Source organism: Nocardia sp. NPDC050435, assembly GCF_040655395.1.
Lineage (GTDB): Bacteria > Actinomycetota > Actinomycetes > Mycobacteriales > Mycobacteriaceae > Nocardia.
The window spans coordinates 118,211-145,106 of sequence record NZ_JBFAJW010000005.1; the positions used below are offsets into that span (position 1 = coordinate 118,211).

Consider the following 26,896-nt stretch of genomic DNA (forward strand, 5'->3'; position numbering starts at 1 on the left):
AGTGAGACGCAACAACACTCGCCTCGAAAAGGCTCAGTGGCCGAGGTCCTTCTGAAACGCGAGCAGGAGATCAGCTGCGACGCTGATCGCGATGACGGCGGGTTCCTTGCCGGTGATCTCGGTCAGCCCGATCGGGGTTTTGATCCGGTCGATGGTGGCCTCGTCATGGCCACCCTCGGTGGACAGCCGCTTGCGAAAGCGAGCCCACTTGGCGGACGAGCCGATCAGGCCGATCGAGCCGAGCCCCAGGGTGCGCAAGGCGGTGTCGCAGAGCGCGGCGTCCTCCGCGTGATCGTGAGTCATGATCAGGACATGGGCCCCGGGCGGGAGTTCGGCCAGCACCTCCTCGGGCAGCAGCAGGGTGCGGTGGACGTGGACCTGCGCCTCCGCGTCCGCGAGCACGGCCAGCCGTTCCTCGGTCAGCTGCTCGGGGCGGGTATCGATCAGGTGCAGATCCAGGTTGTGCCGGGCCAGGATCCGGGCCAGTTCGTAGCCCACGTGCCCGACGCCGAAGATCGCCACCGCCGGCACCACCGGCAGCGGCTCCAGCAGCACGGTGACCGTGCCGCCGCAGCACTGCACGCCGTGCCGGTTGGTGACCTTGTCGTTGAGCGCGAAATCCAGCACTTCCGTCGCGGGATCGGGCTCGCCCATCAGTTCCCGGGCCCGATCGATCGCGACGGCCTCGATGTTGCCGCCGCCGATCGACCCCCACGACTCCGTCCGCCCCACGACGAGCTTGGCGCCCGCCCGGCGTGGGGCGTGGCCGCGCACGGTCGCGACGGTCACCAGCACGCCGGGCTCCCGGCGGGCTCGTAACCGTGCGACCGCGGCCACCCAGGACATGTCAGGCACCGCTCGCGGTGTGCGCGTCGGCGGGGACGTGCTTGCCGTTGCCGTTGTGCCCGTTGCCGTTGTTTCCTTGGCCCGCAAGCTCTTTCCCGGCAGCCGCGCCCGGGTACCCGTTGCCCGCGTGTCCGTTGCCCGCGTGCCCGTTGCCGTTGTGCCGGTTGCTCGCGATCCCGTTGTGCCCGTTGGTGATCGCATGCCCGTTGCTCGCAGCCACGCTCTGCCGGGCCGCCCGGATCGCCCAGTACATCGCCTCCGGCGTCGCCGGCGAGGCCAGATCGACGCTGGTCCCGCTGGGCCCGAACGCTGCAGCGGCCTGCCGCAGCGCCTCGCGCACCGAGAACGCCAGCATCAGCGGCGGTTCGCCGACCGCCTTGGAGCCGTAGACTGCGCCCTCCTCGGTGGCGTTCTCCATCAGCCGCACGTTGAACACCTCGGGCATCTCCGAGAAGCTGGGCAGCTTGTAGGTGCTGGCCGCCTGGGTCAGCAGCCGGCCGCGGCCCGGGCCCTCGCTGGTGTCCCAGCGCAGGTCCTCGAGGGTGAGCCAGCCCGCGCCCTGCACGAAGCCGCCCTCGACCTGACCGATGTCGATCAGCGGTGAGAGGCTGTCGCCGACATCGTGCACGATGTCCACGCGCCGGATCTTGTAGGCGCCGGTGAACCCGTCCACCTCGACCTCGGTCGCCGCCGCGCCGTAGGCGAAGTACTTGAACGGCGAGCCCTGGAAGATCTTCGCGTCCCAGTGCAGGCCCTCGGTCCGGTAGAAACCGGAGGCGGACAACTGCACCCGCTGCATGTACGCGGTGCGGACCAGAGTGTCCCAGTCCAGCTCCTTGTCGCTGCCCAGTCCGCGCGCCACGCCCTCCACGATGCGCACGTCCGCGGCGGCGGTGCCCAGCTGGGTCGCGGCCACCTGCAGCAGCCGGTCCCGCAACTGCTCGCAGGCGTTCTTGATGGCGCCGCCGTTGAGGTCGGCGCCCGAGCTGGCCGCGGTCGCGGAGGTGTTGGGCACCTTGTCCGTCCGCGTCGGGGCCAGGCGCACCTTGTGCAGCGGAATGCCGAGCGTGGTCGCGGCGACCTGCATCATCTTGGTGTGCAGGCCCTGGCCCATCTCGGTGCCGCCGTGGTTGATCAGGACCGAGCCGTCCTTGTAGATCAGCACCAGCGACCCGCCCTGGTTGAAGGCGGTGAGGTTGAACGAGATACCGAACTTGATGTTGGTCAGGGCCAAGGCGCGCTTGGTGTTCGGGTGCGCGGCGTTGAAGGCCGCGATCTCGCGCTGCCGCTCGGCCCAATCCGCGCCGTCCTGCACCTGGCGCCAGATCGCGCCGATCCGGTCGGTCTGGCCGACTGGCTGACCGTAGGGCGTGCTCTGGCCGGGTGCGTAGAAGTTGCGCTCGCGCAACTCGGCCGGATCGAGGTTCAGCAGCGGCGCGCAGCGGCCGAGGATGTCCTCGATCACCAGCATGCCCTGCGGACCGCCGAAGCCGCGGAACGCGGTGTTGGACACCGTATTCGACTTGGCGATGCGCCCGTCGACGTGCGCGTTCGGGATCCAGTAGGTGTTGTCGATGTGGCACAGCGCGCGGGCCAGCACCGGCTCGGACAGGTCCAGGCTCCAGCCGCCGTCGGCGGTGAGCGTGGCGGCCAGCGCCTGGATGCGGCCCTCGGCGTCGAAGCCGATCTTCCACTCGGCGTGGAAGCCGTGCCGCTTGCCGGACATGGTCAGATCCTGAGTGCGGTTGAGCCGCAACCGGACCGGGCGACCGGTGAGCTTGGCGCCGAGCGCGGCGATGGCAGCGAAACCGTGCGGCTGCATCTCCTTGCCGCCGAAACCGCCGCCCATGCGCAGGCACTGCACCGTCACCTCGTGGCTGTGCAGGCCCAGTACGTGCGCGACGATTTCCTGGGTCTCGGAGGGATGCTGGGTGCTGGACTGGATGAACACCTGCCCGGCCTCGTCGACCTGCGCCAGCGCGCAATGGGTTTCGAGGTAGAAGTGCTCCTGGCCCTTGAACTCGAACTCGCCGGTGAACACGTGCGCCGAGTCGGCGAAGCCGGTCTCGATGTCGCCGCGGATCATCGTCGGGCGCGCGCCGTGGAAGCTCTCGGTCTCGATGGCCTCGCGCACGGTGACGATCGCCGGTAGCTCCTCGAGGTCGACCTCGACCGCCGCCGCGCCCAGCCGGGCCGCCTCCAGCGTCTCGCCCAGCACCCACGCCACCGCGTGGCCGAAGAACATGACCTCTTCGGGGAACAGCGGCTCGTCGTGCTTCATGCCCGCGTCGTTGACGCCGGGCACGTCGGCGATGGTGAGCACCCGCACCACGCCGGGCACCGCGAGCGCGGGCTCGGTGCGCAGCGCGGTGATCCGGCCGTGCGCCTTCATGACCTGCACGGGGTAGGCGTGCAGGCAGTCCTTGGTGCGGTACACCAGGTCGTCGGTGTAGAGCGCGGTACCGGTGACGTGCAGCGACGCACTCTCGTGCGGCAACGGGACGCCGACTACCGGGCGCTCGGGGATCTCGGACAGCTGGCTCATGACAACACCGCCTCGGTGGTTTGCGCGTACAGCTTCAGCAGGCTCTGGCCGAGCATCGCGGATCGGTACTCGGAGCTGGCTCGGTGATCGCTCATCGGGGTGCCCTCGGACTGCAGGATCAGGGCCGCGGCCTCGACGGTCTCGGTGGTCCAGGGCTTGCCGAGCAGCGCCGCCTCGGTGTCGCGGGCGCGGATCGGGGTGGCGGCCACGCCGCCCAGGCCGATGCGGACCGCGCGGACGACGCCGTCCTCCAGGTCGAGCGCGAAGGCGACCGCGACGCTGGAGATATCGTCGAAACGCCGCTTGGCGATCTTGTGGAAGGCCGTCACCGGCGCCAGCGGCAGCGGGATGCGCACAGCCCGGATCAACTCGTCCGCGCGGCGCACGCTCTGGCGGTAGCCGGTGAAGTAGTCGGCCAGGTCGATCTCGCGTTCGCCGTCGGCGGAGGCCAGCAGCACCGACGCGCCCAGCGCCAGCAGCGCCGGCGGCGAATCGCCGATGGGGGAGCCGGTACCGAGGTTCCCGCCGAAGGTGGCGTTGTTGCGGATGAGCCGGGAGGCGAACTGCGGGAACAGCTGCGCCAGCAGCGGCACGCTGCCGTCGAGGCGGCGCTCGATCTCGGTGAGCGGCACGGCCGCGCCGATCTCGATGTGCTCGGATTCCACCCGCAGCTCCCGCAATTCGGGGAGCCGGTCGATGCCGATCGCGTAGTCGGCCCGCCGGGAACGGATGTTCACCTCGACGCCCCAGTCGGTGGAGCCGGCGACCAGCACCGCGTCGGGGCGCTCACGCAGCAACTGGACCGCTTCGGCCAGGGTTTCCGGACGGCGGAACGTGCGGTCGTCCTGGGTGTACTCGGTGGCGACCGCGGCGGGCGCGTCCGCCGCGCGGCGCTGGGCGAACGGATCGTCGGTCTCGGGTGCGCCGAGCGCGAACGCCGCGTCCCGGATCGGGCGGTAACCGGTGCAGCGGCACAGGTTTCCGCTCAGCGAATGCAGATCGAAACCGTTGGGGCCGTGCTCGGCGTCGTGCTCGGGCGCCTCCGGCTGCGCCGCGCCGCCGCAGCGGCCGGGCCGGTAGTACTCCGAGGCCATGCTGCAGATGAAGCCGGGCGTGCAGTAACCGCACTGCGAACCGCCGCGCACCGCCATCTCCTGCTGCACCGGATGCAGCGCTGTCGGCGCGCCCGTCGCGTCCTGGGTGCCCAGGCCCTCGGCGGTGACGATCTCCTGACCGTCGAGCGCGGCGACCGGCACCAGGCAGGCATTGATGGCGACCCAGTCGGTGGGCTGTTCGATGCCGGGGCGCGCCACCATGATCGAACAGGCGCCGCATTCGCCTTCGGCGCAGCCCTCTTTGCTTCCGGTGAATCCGCGATCCCGCAGGAAATCCAGAACCGTCGTATGTGGTGCGGCCGGGGAAATCGGGGTGGACTTCCCATTGACCGTGATCCGCGCCTCTACCATGGCACAACCTCATTTCGGTGCGCGGTCGTCATGAATATCCTAGTCGCCATTTACGGAGCTTTCTCTTTTTTGCTGACGCGTTCCGAGAACCCGGAGCGCGGATCAATCACACAGCGGCAGGCCGCAGCCGGTGCCAGAGATCGGGAGACCGGGGCCGCGATGGGGCGCCCGGGAAGAGGGCTGTTCAGGAGCCGTGCGCTACACGACCCGGGACCCAGACGGACCGGCGAGCGAGGCGGCGCAGATCGGACATCCGACATCGCCTCCTTTCCGCAGCTCACGAGTCGGTTCCGTTCGAAAGTACGTGTCCTGCGCCACTCGGGTCAAGCCAGCTCGCGGCGGGTGCGGACAGTTCGTACGAAGCTCTGACCGGCCGTCCGCAGACCGCTGCGGGCATGGGTTTTCCACACAAAGGGTCGGCGGTCACGGGGTGTAGTTCAGCAGCCGCAGCGTGGCGTTGCCCGAGGCGTGATACGCCACCTCGGACAGGGACGCGGCGGCCAGTTCCATCCGGAAGAGGGTTTCCGGCGGGGCGGCCAGGGCGAGCCGGATCAGCGTGCGCAGCGGCGCGACATGCCCGACCACCAGTACGGTCCGCCCCGCGTGCCGGCGCAGCACCCGGTCCCGCGCCCGGCTGACCCGCCGGGTCACGGCGGTCATCGGCTCGCCGGTGCCGCCGGGCCGGGCGTTCGGCGAGGCCAGCCAGGAACGCAGCTGGTCCGGGTAGTGTTCGCCGACCTCGGCGAACGTGCGGCCCTCCCAGGACCCGAAGTCCGCCTCGCGCAGATCCGCGTCGATGCCGACCTCCAGGCCCAGCCGTCGCGCCGCCGCGGCGGCCGTCTCCCGGCAGCGGCGCAGTGGTGAGGACACGATCGCGTGCACCGTGCGGCGCGTCGCCAGCAACTCCGCCGCCGCGGCCGCCTGACCCTGCCCGGTCGCCGAGAGCGCCGGGTCCGCGCCGCTGCCGGAGAACCGTTTCTCCGGCGTCAGCGCGGTTTCGCCGTGCCGCAGCAGAAGCAGCGTGGTGGGTGGCTCGAGCGTCATCGGGCCTTGGTGACCAGGTAGTTGCCGAGCACCAGGTAGTCGATCTCGGTGCCGAGAAAGCAGTTCAGCGCGTCGGCGGGTGTGCAGACGATCGGCTCGCCGGCCACGTTGAACGAGGTGTTGATCAGGCACGGCACCTCGGTCAGCGCGGTGAATCGCCGCAGCAGCGCCGACAGGCGCGGGGTCTCGGATTCCGACAGCGTCTGAATGCGGGCGGTGCCGTCGACGTGCGTCGCGCCCGGGATCACGTCCCGGAATTCCGGCCGCACCGGAAACACGAATGTCATATAGGGCGAACGGATTTTACGTCCCATGTCGAACACTTTCGGCGCGTCCGATTCCAGGACCAGCGGCGCGAACGGCCGAAATGGTTCGCGATGTTTGACCCGGATATTGATGACGTCCTTGATATCCGGGAAATTCGGATTCGCCAGAATGCTGCGGTGGCCCAGCGCGCGCGGGCCGTGCTCCAGCCGCCCCTCGAACCAGCCGATCACCACCTTCCCGGTGAGCAGTTCCGCTACCTGCTCGACGACTTCGGCGTCGCCGAGCCGACTCCAGCCGACGTGCTCGCCGAACGCGTGCAGTGCCCGCTCGATGTCCTCGTCGTCGTACTCCGGTCCGAGATAGGGCGTGACCGCGGGCGTATTCGCCGGCGGGCCTTCGCGGTGGCCGAGCCAGGCGTACACCGCCGCCCCGATGACGATGCCGGTGTCACTGGCTCCGAAGCTGACCTCCATGTCCTCGAAGCGCGATCCCTCGAACAGGGGCGTGTTGTTGAGGCAGTTGAGCGCCACACCGCCCTCGAACAACAGGTGATCCAGTTCGGTTTTGCCCTCCAGCGCCCGAAGTTGATGGCGCGTAACGACATTCAGCATCTCCTGGGCGGCGGCGGCGACCCGGGCGCGGTACTCGAGCGTGTCCTCCCGGGGCCCGAAGTAGCGCTCGAAGACGGCGTCCAGGCTGTGCGGGTTGTCGGTCTCCAGGGGCTGCGCGAAGGTGTATCGACCATCGGGGCGCAGCTGGACGAAGTCGGTGACGAAGGGATTCGGCGCGGGCGGTGCGGTATAGCCGGACAGTCCCATCACCTTGTACTCGTCGTTGTTGGGCACGAAGCCGAGGAAGCGGGTGATGGCGCTGAACAGGATCCCGATCGAGTACTCCGCCCCGATCGTCGACTCCTCGAACACCCGGATCCGGCCGTCCCGGATCTCGCCCAGCAGCGCCGAGAACCGTTCGGCGCGACCGTCGCTGACCAGTAAGGCGCTGTCGCGCATCCCGGCCAGGTAGTAGCCGGTCATGGCGTGGGCGAAGTGGTGCGGCACGAACACCACCCGCCCCGGATCGGGCGTGTACCCGGTGCGCGCCGCGAAGTCGGCGAGAATCGCCTCGGGGCCCACGATCTCGGCAGCCAGTTTGCGAATGTTGCTCAGCAGGAAGAGCTTTGCCTCCGGGGCCATCGGCGCGGCGGCGATATCGGCGAGGACCTCGTCCACCACCTGCTCGGACCAATTCCAGGGCACGGCGAGCAGATCGACGTCGGCGAAGGTCAGCCCCGCCTGCTCGAGCACCCAGCGCACCGAGCCGAGCGGAAAGTCGGTGGTCTTCTTCTCGCGGTTGAGCCGCTCCTCCTCCACGGCGGCGACGAGTTCGCCGTCCACCAGCAGCGCGGCGCCCGCGTCGTGGCCGAGCAGGTAGTGCTTGTCGGCGCCGACCGCGCCGAAGGTGGTGGCGAAGAATTCCGAGACGCGGCTGAAACCATTGCAGGCCAGGACAATCATGACAGTTCCTTCGGTGCTAACCGGCGCGGCGGCCGGTGCTGAGGGCGGTCGGGTCGAGCCAGGACGGCTCGCCCAGCACGAGGTCGCGCACGAGTTCGCCGGCGGCGGGCGCCTGGCACAGCCCCTGGCCGGAGAATCCGGCCGCGTAGACGAAGCGGCGGCCGGGCTCGCGGCCCAGGAAGGCCATGCCGTCCGGGCTGACATCGAGATCGCCGCACCAGCCGCGCTCCAGCCGCCCGCCCGCCAGAGCCGGGAAGACGGCGCCCAGCTGCCGGGTCACCCGGTCCAGCCAGTCCGCCCGGGACTCGCCGGGGGCGGGGCTGCCCATCCCGACCAGAACCCGCTCGCCCCAGCTGCGGATGCGCAGGCCGGACGGGTGCAGGGTCATCGGCAGCGTGCTGTGCGCCGTCCCGGACGGCAGGTCCGCGAGCAGCATTTCGACGGGGTAGGTGAGCACCGGCAGACGCACCTCGGCCATCGCCGCGACCGTGCCCGCCCACGGCCCCGCCGCGCAGACGAGTGTTCCGGCGCGGATGTCGCCCGCCGGTGTGCGCACCAGGTCACCGTCGATGCCGATGACGGGGGTGTCCGTGCGCAACTCGGCTCCCGCCCGCCGCGCCGCGGCGGCGTAGCCGCGCACGATGGCGGCCGGATCGCAGGAGTACGCCTCCGGCGACCAGGCCGCCGCCACGATCGTGTGCTCGTCGACGAGGGGATTGAGCTCGGCCGCCCGGGCGGGGGAGACGAGTTCGACCGATACGCCCGCCGCGTGCTGGGCGGCAAGGGTGCGTTCGAAGTCGAGTACCTGCCGCTCGTCGGTGAACAGCACCAGGAAGCCGATGCGCCGCAGCCCGAGATCGACTCCGGTGTGCGTGCCGAAGGCGCGGTAGGCGGCGAGGCTGCGCACCGCCAGACCGCTGATCAACGGGCGGCCGGGAAAGTAAGTCCGGAGCACGCCCGCGGTGGTCCCCGACGAGCCCGAGCCGAGCGCCCCGCGGTCGAGCAGCAGGGTGCCGACGCCGGCTTCGGCGAGCCGGCACGCGATCGAGGCCCCGATGACGCCCCCGCCGATGACGAGGGCGTCGGCGTGCTCGGTCACGAGCTCCGCGCCACTTCGGCCGGGCGCTGCTGGCGCAGCTGATCGGTGGCGTTCCACGGGAACAGGTGCAGATTCCAGGCGCCCAGGCAGTTGACGTAGAGCGCGAATTGGCTGACCACGGCGAGGAAGTCGTCGCGGTCCAGCCGGTCCAGGCAGGCCAGGAAGCGCTGGGTGCAGGCCCAGAGGTGCTCCAGGCCGCAGTAACCCAGGAATTCGGCCGGGATCCCGACCAGCAGCCGGGCCATCTGGCGCAGCGAGTCCAGTGGCATCTCCGACACCGCCGCGCGGACCAGGCCGCCGTAGGTGGCGTATCCGAGCGGGCGGGTCTCGCCGTTGACGAACAGCAGGGTCGGCAGGACCGTGTCGAAACTGCCCGCGCCCGAGGGGATCACACCCCGATGCAGGTCGGCGAGCGCCTCGGGTGCGGTCAGCCAGATCCGCTCGGTCTCGGTGTAGACGTCGTGGATCAGCCGGTTCGCCTCCGGATCCGCGGCGGTCAGGTGCGGGATGCGGTGCCCGCCCGCCGCGCCCGCCCGGCGCACCTCCGCGACCAGTGGCTGCTTGGTCGAGTAGACCGACTCCCAGATCGCCTGACCGGCCTCGCGCAGCGCGGGCAGGTCGGCGTCGCGGATCCGGCCCACCGGCGAGGCCGGCATCGGCTCGGTCAGGGGACCGTATTTGATGCCCAGATGCTGGAGCGCGGAACAGAATACGGTGCCGTCGGGTGCGTCACGGCGGTCCGGGATCCGGGTGGACGCGGGCAGGTGCAGCAGTGAGGGAATCGGCGCCACGTGGTAGAGGTGCTGTCCGGCGACCAGCGCGTGGCCCTGCAGACTGCGATAGGGCAGCGCCTCCCACAGCGCGTCCGCCAATTCGGCGTTGCGGCCGTCGAGTTCCGCGGTGACGGTGAGGCCGAGTTCGGGCCAGGCGATGTCGAGCTGCCGGGCCGGCAATGTCTCGGTCACGGTGTTCTCCTTCGGTCGTCGCAGGTCAGCGCTGCGCGAAATGGTCACGGACGGAGTCGGTTTGCTTGGCCATCAGGTCGATGATCGTGGTGACCACGCCGGGGTCGGCGTCCTCGGCGATCGTCAGCTCCCGGGTCCAGTCGAAGAAACTGCGGAGCGGATCGTTGGTGATCGGGCGGACCCGGATGGTGGCGTGGTAGGCGTCCACGCCCATCGTCGGGGTCAGCGAGCGGTAGGTCTGCGAGCGCTCCACCTCGTTGCGGCCCGCGACCTCCTGCTGCACCAGTCCGTCGCTGAAGACCAGCGTGAAGTTGTAGGGCGCCGGAACCCGGTCCGGGCCACCGCCTTCGACCCAGTGCACGTGCTTCGCCGCCGAGCCGGACACGATGGACACCACCTGCAGGGCGTCGCGCACGACCGCCCAGACCGTGTCGGGATCGGCGTCCACGACGGTGGAGTGATACATCGTGTGCTTTCGCTGGATGGTCACGCAAACTCCTTGTCCGGCACGGGTGTTCCGCACCCCGCTGCAAACTTCCCCAGCGAGTAGACAACCCCCGGTGTGGCGTCGGCCACCGAGTGAAGCCACGAAAAGCGCGGGGTGGGCGGGCCGATATTTCGTAGGGAAACACAAGCTCGACGCTGAGTGAAATATGTTGTGGCGCAACAAGAATCGATCTTCGTCCGCCTTGAAACGCTAGCGCCCTCGAGGCAGAGTGGGCGCTCGTGGGGGCTGGCGAGAGGATGATTCATGGCAGAGCGGAACAGCGGCGAATTCGTGCGCGAGATGATGCGGTGGCACTTCGGCCCGGACACCGGCTCGCCGTTCTGGCTGCGGCGCGCGGCCACTCTGGATTTCGATCCGCTCACCGACATCCGCGACTACGACGACCTCACCCGCTTCCCCAACGTGGTGGACGAATTGCGCGATGTCCGTGTTCAGGACCTGATCCCGCGCGGCTTCGGCGCGGCGGCAGCGGCGGCGGTCTACGAGAGCGGCGGCACCACCGGCGCGCCGAAGCGGGTGGTGTTCACCGCCGAGTGGCAGCGGCGCAGCGTCGCGTGGTTCAGCGAGCGGCTCGACGCACACGGTGTGCCGCGAGATGTCAACTGGCTCAGCGCCGTTCCCGCCGGGCCGCACAACGTGGGTGCGATGGCCGTCGACACCGCGGCGTTGCGCGGCGGAATGAACTTCGCGATCGATCTGGACCCGCGCTGGGTCAAGAAGCTGCTCGCGGACGGGCTACCGGAGCTGGTCGGCCGGTACACCGATCACCTCGTCGAGCAGATCGGCTACATCCTGGCCGGTCAGGACGTCGGCGTGCTCTTCGCCACCCCGCCCATGCTGGAGCGGCTCGCCCAGGACGACGAGCTCGTCGCGCTGGTGAACCGCAAGATCCGCACGATCATCTGGGGCGGCACGCATCTGGACCCTGATACCCGGGACCTGCTGCGCGGCGAAGTCTTCCCCGGCGTGCGGCTGGTGGGCGGCTACGGCAGCACCATGATGCTGGGCACCTCCGTCGAGCGCCCTGGGCTCGGCCCGGACGAACCGTGCGTTTTCGATTCCTTCGCGCCCTACACCACGTTTCAGGTGATCGATCCCGACACCGGGCAGGTGGTGCCCTACGGCACGCGCGGCCAGGTGGTGGTGCATCATCTGAGCCGGACGGCGTTGCTGGTCAACAATATCGAGCGCGACGTCGCCACCAGGGTCGCCCCGCTCGCGGGCGGATTCGGCGATGCCGTCGCCGATATCGCGCCGGTGGAATCCTTCAGCGGCATGCCGGTGTTCGAGGGCGTGTACTGATGCGCGCGCTCGATGTGCTCGGCCCCGGTGGGTGCTACCGATCGCGGCGCGTGGAGACCCTGCGCGAGGTCACCGGAAACCCGGTCGCGACACTGAGTCTCGCGCCCACGCTGTATGTGGGCCGGGCGATGAAAGCACTGCGCGCGGCGCCGCCGCTACCTTTGGACACCCGTACCGAACTGTTCGCGGCGGCGGCCCGTGCCTTCGCCACCGAGACGATCGCGGGGCTGACGGCGGCGGAGTATCAGCGCATCGTCAGCGCCACCACCGGGATTCCGATCACGGTGGTGCGCAACGCCACCGGGGAGATCGCCCGCGCGATGGCGGCCATCCCGGACGCCGTACGGCAGGCCCGGCCGGGCGGCGCGGCCGACTCCTGGCGCGATCCGCGCACGCGGGCGGGCACGGCGGTGTGGACCCGCCGGGGCGCGGTGTTCGCCGTGCACGCGGCGGGCAATCACCCGGCGGTGCACCAGGGTTGGCTCGACGCGCTGGCGCTGGGGTACCGGGTCGCGGTGCGGCCGTCCCGGCGCGAACCGTTCACCCCGCACCGGATGATCACCGCGCTGCGCGCGGCCGGGTTCGGCGACGACCGGATCGTGCTGCTGCCCACCGATCACGCCGCCGCCGGCGAGATCCTGCGGCAGGCCGATCTCGGCATGGTCTACGGCGGTGCGGAGGTGATCGGCAAATACGCCGAGGACCCGCGCATCCTGCCGCAGGGGCCCGGGCGGTCGAAGATCCTGCTCACCGCCGACACCGCCTGGGAGCCGATGCTCGACACGCTGGTCGAGTCGATCAGCGGCGGCGGGGGCGTCGGGTGCGTGAACGCCACCGGTGTGCTGGTCGAGGGGGACCCCGCGCCGGTGGCGGCGGCGCTCGCCGAGCGGCTGGCCGCGCTGCCCGGACTGCCTCCGACCGATCCAGCGGCGGTGCTGCCCGTCGCGCCGCTCGGCCTGGCCCAGCGCTGGGACGCCTACCTGCGGCAGCGCGCGGCCGGGACCAAGGCGTGGCTGGGCGGCACGGGCATCGTGGCCGATCTCGGCGACGGCAGCGCCGTGCTGCGGCCCGCCGTCCACCAGCTCGACAGCCCGTTCGCCGACCAGCTCGGCGTGGAGCTGGGTTTCCCGTGCGTGTGGGTGGCGCCCTGGGACCGTGCGGCCGGGATCGGCCCGCTGCGCGACACCCTCGTGCTCACCGCGGCCACCGCGGACACGGAGCTGATCGAGCAGCTGGTCGCCGAACCGAGTATCGCCAACGTGTTCCTGGGGGATCATCCGACGCCCCAGGTGGCTCCGGGCCTGCCGCACGACGGCTATCTCGCCGAATTCCTGATGCGTACCAAGACCGTGCGCCGCTGACCGGCGGATTTCGCTTGGCGGAGTCTACGAAAAGCCGGACGGACCGTGCGCCGGTGTTCATGGCTTCCGCCGCTAGCTGCCGAACCGCTCGCGGATGTGTACTGCTTCACATCAGTTGCGATACCGCAAGTGCCTGTGATCCGAATGGAGTGACCGTGACCGCGCACACGCAAGAGATGAACATCCAGGAGCTCGAACGCGCCTGGATGGACGAGGCGATCAGGTTGGCCACCACCAGTGTGGCGAACGGCGGCGGACCGTTCGGCGCGCTCATCGCGAAGGGCACCGAGGTGGTCGCGATCGGCCACAACCAGGTCACCTCCACCCTGGATCCGACCGCGCACGGCGAGGTCACCGCGATGCGCGCGGCTTGCAAGGAGCTCGACACCTTCTCCCTCGAGGGCTGCGTGCTGATCACCTCGTGTGAGCCCTGCCCGATGTGCCTGTCCTCGGCCCTGTGGGCGCGCGTGGACCGCATCGTCTTCGCCGCCGACCGGCACGACGCCGCCATGGCCGGCTTCGACGACCTCAAGTTCTACGACCTGTTCGAACTGAAGCCGAAGTCGTCCTGGCCGACCCGCGTCGAGCAGCTGGACCTGCCGAACCGCAACGCGCCGTTCGAAGCCTGGCTCGCCAAGACCGACCGCATCGACTACTGAGCCCCACCGGCGGCGCGGTCCCCGGGCCCGCCGCCGGTCCGCATCCGGACGCCGTTGACCAGCGCGAGCACCGCACCCAGGGCGACCAGGATGATTCCGCGCAGCCAGACGTCGCCTTCGATCCGGGTGAAGAGGAACAGGCAGGAGGCCGCGCCGAGGCACGGGATCGGAGTCGGGATGCGGAAGTGCTCGGGCTCGCCCGCGTCGCGCCTAAGCACGAGCACCGCGATATTGACGCTGAGAAAGACGAACAACAGCAACAGCACCAAGGTCGCCGCCAGCGACTCGACCTCGCCGGTGAGGGCGAGCACCAGCGATACCGTGCCGGTGGCGAGGATCGCGACCCACGGGGTGCGCCGGCGAGGCAGCGTGCGGCTCAATGCCGCGGGCAGCAGACCGTCCCGGGCCATGCCGTAGGCCAGGCGCGAGGCCATGATGCCGGTCAGCAGGGCGCCGTTGGCGACCGCGACCAAGGCGATCACGCTGAAGAGCCGATCCGGAATCCCGCCTGCCACGTGCACGACCTCCAACAGCGGCCCGCTGGATTCGCTCAGCTGGTCGGTGGGCACCGTGGCGCTGGCGACGACACCGATCAGCGCGTACAACACACCGGCGGTGAGCAGCGCCCCGAACAGCGCCGTGGGGTACGAGCGCCGCGGATCCTGGACCTCCTCGGCCAGATTCACCGAGGTCTCGAAGCCGACGAACGAGTAGAACGCCAGCACCGTGCCCGCGAGGACGGCCGCGACCGCGCCGTGCTCGGCGGTGCCCACCTGCGTCAAGCGGTCCAGATCGGCGTCACCGCGCAGGATCACCCACGCGCCGAGACCGATGATCAGCAGCAGCCCGCTCAGCTCGACCAGGGTGGCGGCCACGTTCGCGCCGAGCGATTCCTTGATTCCCCGAATATTGAGCGCGGCCAGCAGCGCCAGGAACACCACCACGACGGCCACGGTCGGCAGTGAGACCAGGGCCCGCAGGTAATCACCGGCGAACCCCCGGGCCAGCGCACCGACCGACACGACGCCCGCGGCGAGCATGCAGAAGCCGATGAACGAACCGGCCGCCGGCCCGAACGCCTTGGTCACGTAGTGGGCCGACCCGCCCGCCCGCGGATACTTGGTGGCCAGTTCGGCGTAGGAACCGGCGGTGAGCGTGGCCAGCCCGAGCGCGATCAGCAGCGGCAGCCAGACCGCACCGCCCGACTCGGCCGCGACCGAGCCGACCAGGACATAGACCCCGGCCCCGAGCACGTCGCCGAGGATGAAGAAGTACAGCAACGGGGTCGTCACCGCACGCTTCAGAGGGCCGGTCATGGGGGAGCAGTACCCCGCTGATCCCGGGTGAAGCGGGGGCGTCAGTCGAGCATCTCGGCGCGCAGCGCGGCGATGGCCGCCTCCCGTGGGAGACGGCCATCGAGGACTGGCTGTGTGGTCAGAGCGCGCTCGGCGTGGCCTTGGCCTGCGAGCGGATCTGGAAGGACCCGAACACTTCGAAGACGCCGAGGAAGATCAACCACCATCCGGTCACGATGGTCAGGGTCGCGATGGATTCGATCGGCCAGCTGATCAGCACACCGCCGCCGATGGCCAGCACGATGCCGTAGAAGATCTGCCACCCGCGGCTGGGCATGTCGGAGTCGGAGATGGCCGCCGCGAGCAGGGTGATGCCGCGGAAGAGCCAGCTGACGCCGATCCAGATGGCCAGCAGCAGGACCGAATTGCCGATGCTGCGGAAGCAGAAGAACGCCAGGGCGAAGGAGACCGCGCCGCTGACGAACGCCAGCACGCGCAGGCCCGCGCTGGCATGGGTGCCGAAGGCGGCGACCATCTGCAGGATGCCGGACACGATCAGGTAGATGCCGAACAGGATGCCGGCGACGACGAGCGTCGGCCCGGGCCAGATCAGCACGAGGATGCCGAGCACGATCGACAGAATGCCCGTGACCAGTACCGACTGCCACGCACTGCGTGCCAACTGATGCAGCGGGCCTTCGTAAAGTCCTGCTTCGCTGGTAGTCATGTCCGAAGAATACGAGCCAACGAGTGATAGCGGATCATTTGCTGTGTTGCGGGGAGGTCACGATGTGCCCCGATCGAACGGCATGTCGCGGCCTCGGGTGCCGATCCGGTGATACTTGCTGCCGTGACTGCCGCCGACAGCGACGTTCCCGCCTGGGCGCGCCGCGGTGCGCAGGAGTCCCGGCTGGCAGCGCTGGGCGCGGTGCTCGCGGTCCTGGTTCTGCAATGGACGCTGCCCGCGGAGCTCGCGGCCGAGCCCGCCTGGCTCGTGCCGCTGGTAACCCTGGTGTTGCTGTTTGGGCAGCTGGTGGGCCGCCCGACCGAGCTGGACCGGCGCGCGTACTGGCTGCGCGCGGGCAGCCTGATCGCCACCGGCGTGCTGCATTTGGCCGTGGCCTGGTCGGTGTACCAGCTCGTCGCGGGCCTGGTGGACGGCGAATTCAGCGACCGGGCCACGGTGCTGCTCGCCTCCGGCGGCGCCATCTGGACCAGCAACGTCTTGGTCTTCGCCCTCTGGTTCTGGGAATTCGACCGCGGCGGCCCGGCCGCCCGGGCCCGCGCCGACACCCTGGTGCCCGACTTCATCTTCCCGCAGATGCAGAACCCCGACCTCGCGGACCCGGAATGGAGCCCGCAGTTCGTCGACTACTTCTACCTCGCCTTCACCAACGCCACCGCCTTCAGCCCCACCGACGTCATGCCGATGTCGCGCTGGGCCAAGCTCCTGATGACCGCGGAGACCGCCATCTCCCTGCTGACCGGCGTCCTGGTGATCGCCCGCGCGGTGAACGTCTTGAAATAACCGCGCGCTCAGAAGACGAAGCCGCGCAGCGCCACGAAGCGCAGGCCGCCGACCGCGGCCATGACGCCGAGGACGGCTCCGGCCTGGGCGATCTCGCCCAGACCGGGCGCCCAGAATTCCAGGCCCGCCAGCGCCGCCGTGCTGACCAGCAAGCCGAGCAGCGCCAGCCCGCCGCCTTCCCACTGTGCGGTGAACCAGCCGACCCGGCCGGCCGCGCGGAAGGTCAGCCGCCGGTGCAGTTCGTTGGCGATCACCGTGCTGGCGATCGATCCGGCGACATTGGCGATCAGCGGGCCGCAGGCGCCCGCGGCCACGAACAGCAGCACATAGGCGATATTGCTGCACCCGCCGACCAGTGCGAAGCGGATCAGCTGCGCGACAACGTGGTCACCGCGCAGGAACCCGCCGACCCGGCCGAGCCCGGCCAGCCCCCGCGTGCGCAGTTCGGCGCCCGACGGCAGGGCGATGTCGATTCCGGAGGCGGCGATTGCTGTGCTGTTCACGAGAACGACTGTCGCCCGCGCGACTGACACCGCACTGACGTCGCACTGACACGCCCCTCGCATCGGTGACGGTGGGCTGAAACGGGACGAATCACCGGACTCTCCCGTGCTAGCGTTTCGCAGGCGATCGCAACGGGGGGTCGCTGCTCGGCGAAGGATTTCGGATGCGACGGTGGATGATCGCGGGTCTCAGCGCACTGACCGTGTTCGGCGCGATGGGGTGCGGCGGCGGGGAGAGTCCGGGTGGGTCTACCGGATCGAGGTATGACGCGTCGGCGGTGAGCAACGCATGCGATCTGCTCGACCTCTCGGCGCTGAACAAGTGGGAGTCCACCCCGGGCAAACGGGAGCCGAAGAAGGAAGAAAACATCCTCGGCACCGAGCTGAGCTGCAACGCGGAGAACGAATCCAGCCCCGCGGCCCGCTTGGCGGCGTTCTTCCTGCGGGTCACGATTCACAAGAACAGCGGCGAAGCGCGGTCCGGCTACGAGATGGGCATGCGCTTCGCCAAGAACTCTTCGGGCGCCACCTCCGACGGCCCGCTGCCCGACTTCGGTCCGGACGCCTCCTTCGTGTGGTCCAAGCGCGAGTATTCCGCGGCCAGCATGCTGAATTCCGCGTCCTCGTACCAGGTTTCGCTGCTCTCGGGCTCGCTCGAGCTGCACCTGGTGCTGAGCGTGGCCGCGCCGGTGACCGAGGCCGAGGCCGCGGCGGTCGCACAGCAGCAGGCCCGCCGCGTCATGGACGAACTGAAGGGATAGCGGAGCCGCTAGGGCGCGCGGAAATCGTGGTCGATTCCCGTCGCCAGGTCGTCGCACGCGACGCCGACCGTGTCGGTGCGCGCGGCCAGATACTCGCGCGCACCCGAATCACCCACGGCCGCAGCGGATATCGCGGGCCAGTGCGCGCGGGCGAGCGCTACCGGATGGCCGGGCCGCCCCCGGAAGACGGCACGCGCCAACCCGCTCGGCGCGCCGTGCGCCGCGGCGATGACCCGGGCCACCACGGCGGCCCCGACATCGGGGGTATCCACCGGCATGATCACCGCGTACTCGGCGTCTCCGGCGGCCACGGCCCCGAGCCCGGCGCGCAAGGAGGCGCTGAGCCCGGTCGCCCAGTCCGCCGCCCAGACCTGCCGGACACCGTCCGGCAGCGGGAGGGCCGCCGGACCGGTCGCGCCGACCACCACCACGACCGGCGCGCAGCCGCCCCCGCGCAGCGCGGAAACCGCGGTGCGCAACCAATTACCTTCGGCGGCAAGAACTTTCGGATAGCCGAAGCGCCGGCCCGCACCCGCGGCGAGCACGATACCGGCGCAGTCGGCAACCATCAGACCGACGCCGTCTCCAGCGCGATGTCACCGGGCCGCACCGGCACCCGTGCCAGCGCCAAACCGGTGGCGTCGCGCAGCGCGTTCATGATGGCCGGGGTGGAGGACAGCGTAGGCGGCTCGCCGACCCCGTTGAGCCCGTACGGCGAATCCGGATGCGGGAACTCGAACAGCGAGATCGGCATCGGCGGCACATCGAGAATCGTCGGGATCAAATAGTCGGTGAAGGACGGGTTGCGCACCTGTCCGCGTTCGTCCACCACGACCTCCTCCATCAGTGCCAAGCCCAGGCCCTGGGCGCTGCCGCCCTCGATCTGGCCCTCGACCGCCATCGGATTCATCGCCTTGCCGACATCCTGGGCCACCGCCAGCTCGACCACGCGCACGAGCCCGAGTTCTACATCCACATCGACCACCGCCCGGTGCGCGCAGAACGCGAAGGCGATGTGCGCGTTGCCCTGGCCGCGTTCGGGATCGATGCCCTCGGTCGGCCGGTGGTGGTATTCGTGCACCCGCTCCAGGGTATCCGCTCCGACCACCTCGGCCAGCGGCGCTACCACCGCCCCGGTGCCGACGTCGACGACCGCGTTGTCCCGCAGCGCGAGCCCGGAGGCGATGCGGCCGGTCGCCTTCTCGGCGCGCCGCAGGATCTCCTGTGCGACGAGGCGGCACGCGCCCTGCACCGCGCCGCTGGACATCCAGGTCATCCGGGAGGCCGAAGCCGAGCCCGCGTCGCCGATCTGGGTGTCGGCGGGCAGCACCACCACCCGGCTGACCCCGAGTTCGGTGGTGGCGATCTGCGACTGCACGGTCGTGATGCCCTGCCCGCATTCGGCGGCCGCCGTGTGGATCGAGACCACGGGCTCGCCGCCGGTGATGGACAGCGTCACCCGGGCGGTCGAGATGTCGTCGACGCCACCGGAGTAGCCGATCGCCTTGACGCCGATCGCGTAGCCGACACCGCGCCGGATGCCCTCGCCGCGGGTGGTGTTGCCGACGCCGCCGGGCAGGGTGCGCGGATCGGTCGTCGTCGCGGCGGCGGGCAGCGGTCGCGTCCGCAGGGCCTCGAGCAGTTCCCGGACCGGGGCCGGACCGTCCACGGGCTGACCGGTCGGCAGGATGGTGCCGACCGTCATGGCGTTCTTCAGCCGCAGTTCCATCGGATCCATGTCGAGCGCGCGGGCCAGCTTGTCCATGTTGGATTCGCAGGCGTACGCCGACTGCACCGCGCCGAAGCCGCGCATCGCGCCGCACGGCGGGTTGTTGCTGAACACCGCCAGGCCATCGATCTCGGCATGTGCGACCTCGTAGGCGCCCGCTACGAAATACGACGCGTTCGCGATGACCACCGGCGAGGTGGAGGTGTAGGCGCCGCCGTCGAAGACCAGGCGCGCCTTGACGTAGACGAGCTTGCCATCGCGGGTGGCGCCGTGCTCGTAGTGCATCTTGGCGGGATGCCGGTGCACATGCCCGAAGAAGGATTCGTGGCGGTTGTACATCATCTTCACCGGCTTGCCGAGCCGCAGCGCCAGCATGCAGGCGTGCACGTGGACCGAGAGGTCCTCGCGGCCGCCGAACGCACCGCCCACGCCCGCCATGGTCAGCCGGACCTTGTCCACCGGCAGGCCCAGGCAGGGCGCGATCTGCTCCAGGTCTTTGTGCAGCCACTGCGAGGAGACGTAGAGTTCGACCCCGCCGTCCGAATCCGGCACGGCCAGACCGGATTCGGGGCCGAGGAAGGCCGGGTCCTGCATGCCCACCTCGTAGTCGCCGGTGACGACGACCTCGGCCCGCGCGCGGCCCTGCGCCATGTCGCCGTGGCGAATCTTGACGTGCCGCACCAGGTTCGAATCCTCGTGGATGACCCGGGTGCGCGGATCCAGTGCCAGCTCGGAGTCGGTGACGGGCTCGATCGGCTCGTACTCGACGACGACGAGTTCGGCGGCCCGGCGCGCGGTCTCGGGATGATCGGCGGCTACCAGGGCCACGGCCTCGCCCTGGTAGCGAACCTCGTCCATGGCCAGCACCGGCTGGTCGGCGACCTTCATCCCGTAGGTCTTGGCGCCCGGGACGTCCTCGTGGGTCAGGACCGCGCGGACGCCGTCCAGAGCGACGGCCTTGCTGGTGTCGATCGAGCGGATTCGCGCCGCCGCGTGCGGGCTGCGGACCGTGGTCGCCCACACCATGCCGTCGATCCACAGGTCCGAGGAGTAGGCGAACTCGCCGGTGACCTTGAGCGTGCCGTCCGGGCGCAGCGCGCTGCTGCCGACGCCCTTGCCTTCGCGGGTCTGCGCGCTGTGCACCAGGGTGGTCATCGGGACCTCCGGGTGCCGGGGGAGCGGGGTGGACATGGCGCTCGACGCATGAGCTGTCTCCTTGGAACTGCGGCGTTTTCGACGCCGGCGACGGATCGAGGCCGCGGTCCATTCCCACTCGGCCGACGCGCGGCCATCGGTACTTCCCGACCGGAACCCACGCCGAGTCTACACGTGTAGAACGATCCCGGTGCGGAATCGGCGCACCGTACGCTGACCGAGTGCCCATCACTCGCAACGACGTCGCCCGGCTGGCGGGAACCTCACCGGCCGTGGTGAGCTACGTGATCAACAACGGCCCCCGGCCCGTCGCGGCCGCGACGCGCGAGAAGGTGCTGGCGGCCATCGCCGAGCTCAATTACCAGCCCAACCTGGTGGCGCGGGCGCTGCGCTCGACCCGCAGCAACACCCTCGGGCTGGTCGTTCCCGACAGCAGCGCGGGCTTCTTCACCGAACTGGTGCACGGGGTCGAGCGCGCGGCCTTCGCCGACGATTCGCTGGTGCTGCTGGGCAATTCGGGCTACTCGACCGAGCAGGAGATCCGCTACGCGCAGACCCTGGCGGGCATGCAGGTCAGCGGCCTGCTGCTGGTGCGCTCGGAGGTCGGCGCGCCGCGCGCGGGGACCGTCGATTTCGGCGTTCCGGTGGTCTACCTGCACTATCGGGCGCCGCGCGGCGCGGACGCGACCTCGGTGACGCTGGCCAATCACCGCGGCGGGCGGCTGGCGGCCGAGCATCTGCTCGGCCATTCCTACCGGCGCATCGCCTGTCTGGCCGGCACCTCCCGGTCGGGCCCGGTGGCCGATCGGGCGCGCGGCTGGGCCGAGGGCATGCGCGCGGCCGGCGCGGACGCCTCGGCGCTGCGCCGCACCGGCCTGGACCGGCGGGCGTCCCAGGAGCAGATCCGGGCCTGGCTGCGCGAACCCGCCCGCCCGCAGGCGATCTTCGCCGCCGCCGACGGCTTGGCGCTGGATGTGCTTGCCGCGGCCCAGGAATCGGGCCTGCGGGTTCCCGACGACCTGGCCGTGCTGGGTTTCGGCGCGACGGAACCCGTCGCGCACAGCTGGCCGCCGCTGACGACGATCGGCCGATCCTTCGACGATTTCGGCCGGGTCGCGGTGACGACGCTGAAGGCGGTGCAGGACACCGGCGTCCGGCAACCCGACCGCACCCTCGCGGTGCGGCTGGTACCGGGCCTTAGCTGCGGCTGCCCGTAGGATTACATGTAATATTTGCGCCATGCCCGAGTCGCCGATCTCGCCGAGTCTCGCCTCCGGTGCGCTGCTCACCGACCGCACCTACGAAGCGCTGAAGGCGGCGATCCTGCGCAATCAGCTGCCGCCCGGCACGGCGCTGAGCGTGCCGGAGCTGGCCCGCCAGCTCAATGTCAGCCGCACTCCGGTGCGCGAGGCGGTGCAGCGCCTGATCTACGAGGGGCTGGCCAACCACGTCTCGCACCGCGGCGCCGAGGTGAGCAAGGTCGACATCGCCGACCTGCGCGAACTGTATGTGGTGCGGGAGATGCTGGAGGGCCTGGCCGCCCGGCTGGCGACCGAGCGGCTGGACGCGATGGGGCTGACCGCGCTGCGCGAGATCCTCGCCGACCACGAGCGCGTGCTGGGCAGCGGCACCGACCATGCCGCACACGTCGAGCTGGACATCCGATTCCATCGGACCGTGCGGGAGATCGCCGCGAACCCCCATCTCACCGCCACCCTGGAGCCCATCGCCGGCCGGTCGCATCTGGCTCTGCATTCGCTGTGGCGCAGCATGGACGCGCCCAGATTCGCGCTCGACGAGCACATCCAGATCGTCGACGCGATGGCGGCGGGCGATCCGGCCTACGCCGAAACCGTGGCGCAGCGGCACATCTCCCGCCTGCGCGTGCGGCTCTCGCAGGCCACGACCCGCGAGGACGGGACGGGCGGCGCGCGCCGCCGGGATTTCTCGCTGCTGGCCGGTGAAACGACCGAACCCCGGCGGTGCGCGGAATAACCGCGCGCCGCCGGGGTTCCCGGACCGGACGCTACTTGGCGGCGTCCAGCGCCGCCTCCTCGGCCCACGCCGACGGGGTGTACCCGCTGTAGTGGTCGGCGTGCGAGTTGGTGGCCGAGGCCTGGGTGATCTCGCCGCGCAGGTACGCCTCCGCCTCGGCCTTGTCCTTCGGCGGCGGGGTGGGCGCCAGGCCGAGCAGCTTGGCCATGTTGTTGCCCAGGTAGCCCTCGAGGTCGTCCTCGGACAGGTCCAGCCCCTGCGGCGGCTTGTGGCACAGCACTTCCAGCTCACGCGCCCACATGCCCGGCTCGTTCGGCGGGGAGTCGGTGCCGAAGACCATCTTGGACTTCTTCATCTCCTTGGCGAATTCCACGATCCGGGACTGCAGCAGCCAGCCGGATTCGCCGATGACGTTGTTCGAGTCCTGGATCATCCAGAACGCCTCGAAGCAGTAGACGCCGCCGGTCTGAATGCCGAAGTGCCCCAGGATGAAGTTCACGTTGGGGAACTCGCGGATGATCGGATAGAACTGCGTGGGAATGGAGTACGGGCCGTCGCCGGTGTGGATCAGCACGGTGACGCCGAGCTCGTCGCACACGCGCAGCGCCGGGCGCAGCCAGTCCAGCGCCCGGTCCGGGCGGTAGGAGTGCATGTTCGCGTGCAGCTTCATCATCTTGTAGCCGTGCTCCTGGACGTGGAAGGCCAGTTCGGCGGCCCCGTTCTCGGGGCCGAAGCGCGGGTTGTAGATGAAGTTGCCGACGAAGCGGTTCGGGTACTTCTGGACCAGGGAGGTCACGTAGGCCTGGTAGTCGCGGATGCCCTCGCGGCCGCCCCGGCTGCCTTCGCGCCAGGTGGTGTTGCCCGGGGGCGGCATGATGCAGCTGACGTCGACCCGGCGCGGCTTGCCGTTGATCCAGAACGGGCCGTCCATCATTTCCAGCGTGCGTTCGCCGGTGAACGGGTCACCGGTGTGCCGCCATGCCTCGTCGACGAGATTCGTTGGGTGTACGTGAGTATCGATGATCATGTGTGAATTTCCTTGATCAGGTCGGGATCAGATCCCCGGCCGCGCATCAACCGCACCTACGGGCCGCGGTGGAGATAACCGCGGCGGGCCGGCCCGACTGCCGGCTCGATGGGACCGAGTTCAGCACAGCGGTTCCGGCGTGTCAACGGATTGCATGTAATTCCTGATCACCGTGCACTCGGGTTCGGCCAGTTCACGGGCCAATTCGCCGAATTCCGGAATTCGAGTGCGCCGCGATTGAGGGTTGACAAGCGTTGCGGCATGCCGTTTACATGTACTCGTGACCACGGCATGTGTGCCAGGTCACACTGCCGGTGACCTCCCGATCCTGGGTTAAACCGTTCGGCACGCGCCAGGCCTCGGCCTGGCCTGAGGGAGATATCTCCCTGTACGCCAACGGATTTGGGGCGGCTCGGGCCGCCCTGGGAAGGCAGCGGCGGCCATGGCACCCCGACCTCTTCAACACTGCGATCTACTCCTCACCGGCGGAACCGTCGTCACCGTCGACGACGCCCGTACCGTGCACAGCACCGGCGCGGTCGCCGTCACCGGTTCCCGCATCGTCGCGGTCGGCACGCCGCAGGAACTCGCCGGCTGGCGCGCGGACACCGTCATCGACTGCGCGGGCAAGGTCGTGCTGCCGGGATTCGTCGACGGCCACAATCACCTCTATCAGGCCCTGGCTCGCGGCCTGGGCGAGGGCATGTCGATCGTGCCCTGGCTGTGCGAGTTCATGTGGCCCTACTCCATCGCCATGACCCCGCAGGCCGCGCTGGCGGCCGCGCGACTGGGCGCGGTCGAGGCGCTGCGCGCGGGCACCACCACCATCGTCGACAACCATTACGCCCCCAGCGATCTGGCCACCACCCTGGCGGTCGCCGATGTCATCGAGGCGGCCGGGCTGCGCGGCGTGGTGGCCCGGGGCGTGCTCGGCGTGCGCACCGACATCGCCGCCCGGCGCGGTCAGCCGCAGTCGCTGTTCCGCTACAGCGCCGCCGACGAATTGCTCATGACCCGCGAGGCGATCCAGCACCGCCCCCGCGGCTCGAAGGTCGAAATCTGGCCGGCGCCACTGAATCTCACCTATGTGGACCAGGATCTGGTGCGCGGCTGCGTGGAACTCGCGCGCGAATACGACACCAAATGGCACACCCACTGCTGCGAGAGCAGCAAGGACCCGGAGGGCTACCTCGACAGCTACGGCGTGCGCCCGGTGCAGTGGCTGGCCAAGGAGGGCCTGCTCGATCAGCGCGCGACGCTGGCGCACGGCATCTGGCTCGACGACGAAGAGGTCGAGCAGGTCGGTGCGGCGGGCGCCGGCGTCGCGCACAATCCGTCCTCCAACGCCTACCTCGCCTCCGGCACCATCCGGCTGCGCGAACTCCGAAACCACGGTGCCGCAGTCTCTCTGGGCAGTGACGGGCCGAGCTGCGGCCACCGGCAAGACCTGTTCGAGGCGATGAAGCTGGCCGTCTACGCGCAGCGGCTGTCCACCCTGGACCCGACCAGCGCCCGCGCCGAGGACGCGCTCGAACTCGCGACCCGCGAGGGCGCGCGCTACGCCGGCATCGACGCCGGTGTGCTCGAACCCGGCCGCCTGGCCGACATCATCGTCGTCGACCTCGACCAGCCGCACCTGCAACCCGTGCACCGCGCGGTCAGCTCACTGGTCTACACCGCACGCGGTTCGGACGTCGAGATGACGATCGTCGGCGGGCAGATCGTCTACCGCGACGGGCAGTGCCTGCTCGTCGACGAGGAAGCGGCAGCCGAGCACGCCGCACACCACGCCGAACGGCTGATCTCCCGTGCGGGCATGCACGGGTTGCTGACGCCCTGGACCCACTGAATCCATTCCATCGGGCCGCGGCCCACCGTCTCCACCCATCCGCACCGCACCGCCGGTCCAGGAGAGTAGCAATGAAAATCTTTACCCGACAACGCAGCCGGTCGGCAACACCCAGAGATGCCGTCGATTCGATTCCCCCACTGCGGCACCTGATCCCGCTCGGTCTCCAGCACGTGATCGTCGCCTATTCCGGCATGGTCACCCTGCCGCTGGTGATCGGCCTGGGCATCGGCCTCTCACCCGCGCAGATCACCACCCTGGTCACGGCGAACGTGTTCGTCAGCGGCCTGGCGACCCTGTTGCAGACCCTCGGCATCTTCAACATCGGTGTGCGACTACCCATCGTCATGGGCTCGACCTTCACCGGCATCACGCCCGCCATCATCGTCGGCACCGAATCCGGCCTGCCCGCGGTGTTCGGCGCGACCATCGTCGTCGGGCTCATCACCTGGCTGGTGGCGCCCTGGTTCGCCCAGCTGACCCGGTATTTCCCGCCGATCGTCACGGGCACGACGATCGCGATCATCGGGTTCTCGCTGCTGCCCAAGACGGCCACCATGATCGCCGGACCGGCTGCGGCGGCCGACCACGGCGCGCCGAAACGCCTGCTGCTCGCCGCCGCGACGATCGTGCTGGTCGTGGTCCTGGAGCGCGTCATGCGACCCTCCATCGGCCGCTTCGCCATCCTGATCGCGCTGATCGTGGGCACGCTGGTGGCCTGGCCGCTCGGCCTGACCGATTTCTCGGCCACCGCCGACGCGCCGATCTTCGGTGTGATGTCACCGTTCTCGTTCGGTGCGCCCACCTTCGTGCTGGCCGCGATCCTGCCGATGCTGATCGTGCAGGTGGTCAACATGGTCGAGTCCACCGGTGACACCCTGGCCGTCGGTCAGGTGGTCGGCCGCAAGGTCGGCGCGACCGACATCGCCCGCGCGCTGCGCGCCGACGGCGTCGGCACCGCGCTGGCCGGGTTGTTCAGCAGCTTCCCGTTCGTCACCTTCGGCGGCAACGTCGGGCTGGTCAGCATCACCCGGGTGATGAGCCGCTACGTCGTGGCGACCGCGGGCGTGATCCTGGTGCTCATCGGCCTGATGCCCAAGCTCGGGGCCGTCGTGGCCTCGCTGCCCGGGCCGGTGCTCGGCGGCATCGGCGTGGTCATGTTCGGCACCCTGGGCGCGATCGGCATCAAACTGATGCTGGGCGCGGACTTCAGCCGGCCGCGCAACCACCTCGTCGTCGCGATCGCGTTCGGGTTCGGGCTCATTCCGGTGGGTTCGCCGGACTTCTACGACCAGTTGCCCGGACCGCTGCAGACCGTGCTCTCCAGTGGCATCGCCGCGGGCGGTATCGCGGCCTTCCTGCTGAACCTGCTGCTCAACGGCGTCGAGCCCGAGCCGGAGCCGGAGCTCGCACCGGAGCCGGCGGAGCAGCCGAAGGAACTGCGCGCCGACCAGGCCGACCCGCAGGCCGCGAGCTGA

General features: G+C 69.9%; 23 protein-coding genes. 9 read left to right on the top strand and 14 right to left on the bottom strand.

Annotated features, from left to right (window positions below):
- Positions 1-33: 33 nt before the first annotated feature.
- The 8 genes from xdhC to AB0I43_RS16505 form a co-directional block, all read right to left on the bottom strand.
- Entirely contained in the window at positions 34-846 is an 813-nt protein-coding gene (gene xdhC, locus AB0I43_RS16470; protein ID WP_357432409.1) for a xanthine dehydrogenase accessory protein XdhC, read from the bottom strand.
- Between the two features lies 1 nt (position 847).
- A complete protein-coding gene (gene xdhB / locus AB0I43_RS16475) occupies positions 848-3,391 on the bottom strand; it encodes a xanthine dehydrogenase molybdopterin binding subunit (protein WP_357432410.1) in 2,544 nt (847 codons plus the stop codon).
- Positions 3,388-4,857, bottom strand: coding sequence for an FAD binding domain-containing protein (locus AB0I43_RS16480; protein ID WP_357432411.1), 1,470 nt, complete (start codon positions 4,855-4,857; stop codon positions 3,388-3,390). Before AB0I43_RS16480 ends, xdhB begins: the two co-directional genes overlap by 4 nt.
- A gap of 423 nt (positions 4,858-5,280) precedes the next feature.
- Positions 5,281-5,901 (bottom strand): histidine phosphatase family protein, encoded by a 621-nt coding sequence (locus tag AB0I43_RS16485; protein WP_356979468.1) that lies wholly within the window; start codon positions 5,899-5,901, stop codon positions 5,281-5,283.
- Positions 5,898-7,682 carry a carbamoyltransferase C-terminal domain-containing protein gene (locus AB0I43_RS16490; protein WP_356979465.1) on the bottom strand — a complete coding sequence of 595 codons (1,785 nt, stop codon included), beginning with the start codon at positions 7,680-7,682 and terminating at the stop codon, positions 5,898-5,900. The genes AB0I43_RS16485 and AB0I43_RS16490 overlap by 4 nt, the downstream gene beginning before the upstream one ends.
- Before the next feature lie 16 nt (positions 7,683-7,698).
- Complete coding sequence (locus AB0I43_RS16495; RefSeq protein ID WP_356979464.1) at positions 7,699-8,781, bottom strand: FAD-binding oxidoreductase; 1,083 nt, start codon at positions 8,779-8,781, stop codon at positions 7,699-7,701.
- A complete protein-coding gene (locus tag AB0I43_RS16500; RefSeq protein ID WP_356979462.1) occupies positions 8,778-9,746 on the bottom strand; it encodes a hypothetical protein in 969 nt (322 codons plus the stop codon). Before AB0I43_RS16500 ends, AB0I43_RS16495 begins: the two co-directional genes overlap by 4 nt.
- Positions 9,747-9,771: 25 nt before the next feature.
- Positions 9,772-10,236: an SRPBCC family protein gene (locus AB0I43_RS16505; RefSeq protein ID WP_356979460.1), complete on the bottom strand. Its 465-nt coding sequence runs from the start codon at positions 10,234-10,236 to the stop codon at positions 9,772-9,774.
- A gap of 261 nt (positions 10,237-10,497) precedes the next feature.
- On the opposite strand from AB0I43_RS16505, the gene AB0I43_RS16510 reads away from it, so the two are divergent.
- The 3 genes from AB0I43_RS16510 (at position 10,498) to AB0I43_RS16520 (ending at position 13,576) form a co-directional block, all read left to right on the top strand.
- Positions 10,498-11,556 carry an AMP-binding protein gene (locus AB0I43_RS16510; RefSeq protein ID WP_356979458.1) on the top strand — a complete coding sequence of 353 codons (1,059 nt, stop codon included), beginning with the start codon at positions 10,498-10,500 and terminating at the stop codon, positions 11,554-11,556.
- On the top strand, positions 11,556-12,917 hold the full coding sequence (locus AB0I43_RS16515; RefSeq protein WP_356979457.1) for an aldehyde dehydrogenase family protein: 1,362 nt from the start codon (positions 11,556-11,558) through the stop codon (positions 12,915-12,917). The genes AB0I43_RS16510 and AB0I43_RS16515 overlap by 1 nt, the downstream gene beginning before the upstream one ends.
- 155 nt (positions 12,918-13,072) lie before the next feature.
- Positions 13,073-13,576 carry a nucleoside deaminase gene (locus tag AB0I43_RS16520; protein ID WP_356979456.1) on the top strand — a complete coding sequence of 168 codons (504 nt, stop codon included), beginning with the start codon at positions 13,073-13,075 and terminating at the stop codon, positions 13,574-13,576.
- Here AB0I43_RS16520 and AB0I43_RS16525 read toward each other — a convergent pair.
- Both AB0I43_RS16525 and AB0I43_RS16530 read right to left on the bottom strand, forming a co-directional pair.
- Positions 13,570-14,892: an APC family permease gene (locus AB0I43_RS16525; RefSeq protein WP_356979454.1), complete on the bottom strand. Its 1,323-nt coding sequence runs from the start codon at positions 14,890-14,892 to the stop codon at positions 13,570-13,572. The two genes, AB0I43_RS16520 and AB0I43_RS16525, sit on opposite strands and share 7 nt — an antisense overlap.
- A 118-nt stretch (positions 14,893-15,010) precedes the next feature.
- Positions 15,011-15,598, bottom strand: a complete 588-nt coding sequence (locus tag AB0I43_RS16530; protein ID WP_356979452.1) for an HdeD family acid-resistance protein — start codon at positions 15,596-15,598, stop codon at positions 15,011-15,013.
- 123 nt (positions 15,599-15,721) lie between these two features.
- On the opposite strand from AB0I43_RS16530, the gene AB0I43_RS16535 reads away from it, so the two are divergent.
- Complete coding sequence (locus tag AB0I43_RS16535; protein ID WP_356979450.1) at positions 15,722-16,399, top strand: hypothetical protein; 678 nt, start codon at positions 15,722-15,724, stop codon at positions 16,397-16,399.
- 8 nt (positions 16,400-16,407) lie between these two features.
- Here AB0I43_RS16535 and AB0I43_RS16540 read toward each other — a convergent pair whose 3' ends face one another.
- Positions 16,408-16,827 (bottom strand): GtrA family protein, encoded by a 420-nt coding sequence (locus tag AB0I43_RS16540; protein ID WP_356979625.1) that lies wholly within the window; start codon positions 16,825-16,827, stop codon positions 16,408-16,410.
- Between the two features lie 353 nt (positions 16,828-17,180).
- Between AB0I43_RS16540 and AB0I43_RS16545 the strand changes: the two genes are divergently transcribed.
- The gene (locus AB0I43_RS16545) at positions 17,181-17,663 is read left to right on the top strand and encodes a hypothetical protein (RefSeq protein ID WP_357432412.1); all 483 of its coding nucleotides are present in this window, start codon (positions 17,181-17,183) and stop codon (positions 17,661-17,663) included.
- 8 nt (positions 17,664-17,671) lie between these two features.
- On the opposite strand, the gene AB0I43_RS16550 is transcribed toward AB0I43_RS16545, so the two are convergent.
- Both AB0I43_RS16550 and pucD read right to left on the bottom strand, forming a co-directional pair.
- Positions 17,672-18,232 (bottom strand): NTP transferase domain-containing protein, encoded by a 561-nt coding sequence (locus tag AB0I43_RS16550; RefSeq protein ID WP_357432413.1) that lies wholly within the window; start codon positions 18,230-18,232, stop codon positions 17,672-17,674.
- Entirely contained in the window at positions 18,232-20,583 is a 2,352-nt protein-coding gene (pucD, locus tag AB0I43_RS16555) for a xanthine dehydrogenase subunit D (protein ID WP_357432414.1), read from the bottom strand. The genes AB0I43_RS16550 and pucD overlap by 1 nt, the downstream gene beginning before the upstream one ends.
- A 185-nt stretch (positions 20,584-20,768) precedes the next feature.
- Here pucD and AB0I43_RS16560 point away from each other — a divergent pair, with 185 nt between their 5' ends.
- Both AB0I43_RS16560 and AB0I43_RS16565 read left to right on the top strand, forming a co-directional pair.
- Entirely contained in the window at positions 20,769-21,764 is a 996-nt protein-coding gene (locus AB0I43_RS16560; RefSeq protein ID WP_357432415.1) for a LacI family DNA-binding transcriptional regulator, read from the top strand.
- Positions 21,765-21,786: 22 nt separating this feature from the next.
- Complete coding sequence (locus AB0I43_RS16565) at positions 21,787-22,542, top strand: GntR family transcriptional regulator (protein ID WP_356979440.1); 756 nt, start codon at positions 21,787-21,789, stop codon at positions 22,540-22,542.
- 31 nt (positions 22,543-22,573) lie between these two features.
- On the opposite strand, the gene AB0I43_RS16570 is transcribed toward AB0I43_RS16565, so the two are convergent.
- Positions 22,574-23,569: an amidohydrolase family protein gene (locus AB0I43_RS16570; protein ID WP_357432416.1), complete on the bottom strand. Its 996-nt coding sequence runs from the start codon at positions 23,567-23,569 to the stop codon at positions 22,574-22,576.
- Positions 23,570-24,011: 442 nt separating this feature from the next.
- On the opposite strand from AB0I43_RS16570, the gene AB0I43_RS16575 reads away from it, so the two are divergent.
- Complete coding sequence (locus tag AB0I43_RS16575) at positions 24,012-25,418, top strand: amidohydrolase (protein WP_357432417.1); 1,407 nt, start codon at positions 24,012-24,014, stop codon at positions 25,416-25,418.
- A gap of 71 nt (positions 25,419-25,489) precedes the next feature.
- Complete coding sequence (locus tag AB0I43_RS16580) at positions 25,490-26,896, top strand: nucleobase:cation symporter-2 family protein (RefSeq protein ID WP_356979434.1); 1,407 nt, start codon at positions 25,490-25,492, stop codon at positions 26,894-26,896.

What these genes read in the sequence shown, in the direction of transcription:
- AB0I43_RS16550 (WP_357432413.1), bottom strand. Translation starts at nt 18,232, where the DNA reads ATGGTTGCCGACTGCGCCGGTATCGTGCTCGCCGCGGGTGCGGGCCGG.
- AB0I43_RS16510 (WP_356979458.1), top strand. Translation starts at nt 10,498, where the DNA reads ATGGCAGAGCGGAACAGCGGCGAATTCGTGCGCGAGATGATGCGGTGG.
- AB0I43_RS16485 (WP_356979468.1), bottom strand. Translation starts at nt 5,901, where the DNA reads ATGACGCTCGAGCCACCCACCACGCTGCTTCTGCTGCGGCACGGCGAA.
- AB0I43_RS16490 (WP_356979465.1), bottom strand. Translation starts at nt 7,682, where the DNA reads ATGATTGTCCTGGCCTGCAATGGTTTCAGCCGCGTCTCGGAATTCTTC.
- xdhB (WP_357432410.1), bottom strand. Translation starts at nt 3,391, where the DNA reads ATGAGCCAGCTGTCCGAGATCCCCGAGCGCCCGGTAGTCGGCGTCCCG.
- AB0I43_RS16580 (WP_356979434.1), top strand. Translation starts at nt 25,490, where the DNA reads ATGAAAATCTTTACCCGACAACGCAGCCGGTCGGCAACACCCAGAGAT.
- AB0I43_RS16515 (WP_356979457.1), top strand. Translation starts at nt 11,556, where the DNA reads ATGCGCGCGCTCGATGTGCTCGGCCCCGGTGGGTGCTACCGATCGCGG.
- AB0I43_RS16530 (WP_356979452.1), bottom strand. Translation starts at nt 15,598, where the DNA reads ATGACTACCAGCGAAGCAGGACTTTACGAAGGCCCGCTGCATCAGTTG.
- xdhC (WP_357432409.1), bottom strand. Translation starts at nt 846, where the DNA reads ATGTCCTGGGTGGCCGCGGTCGCACGGTTACGAGCCCGCCGGGAGCCC.
- AB0I43_RS16565 (WP_356979440.1), top strand. Translation starts at nt 21,787, where the DNA reads ATGCCCGAGTCGCCGATCTCGCCGAGTCTCGCCTCCGGTGCGCTGCTC.
- AB0I43_RS16575 (WP_357432417.1), top strand. Translation starts at nt 24,012, where the DNA reads ATGGCACCCCGACCTCTTCAACACTGCGATCTACTCCTCACCGGCGGA.
- pucD (WP_357432414.1), bottom strand. Translation starts at nt 20,583, where the DNA reads ATGTCCACCCCGCTCCCCCGGCACCCGGAGGTCCCGATGACCACCCTG.
- AB0I43_RS16525 (WP_356979454.1), bottom strand. Translation starts at nt 14,892, where the DNA reads ATGACCGGCCCTCTGAAGCGTGCGGTGACGACCCCGTTGCTGTACTTC.
- AB0I43_RS16570 (WP_357432416.1), bottom strand. Translation starts at nt 23,569, where the DNA reads ATGATCATCGATACTCACGTACACCCAACGAATCTCGTCGACGAGGCA.
- AB0I43_RS16480 (WP_357432411.1), bottom strand. Translation starts at nt 4,857, where the DNA reads ATGGTAGAGGCGCGGATCACGGTCAATGGGAAGTCCACCCCGATTTCC.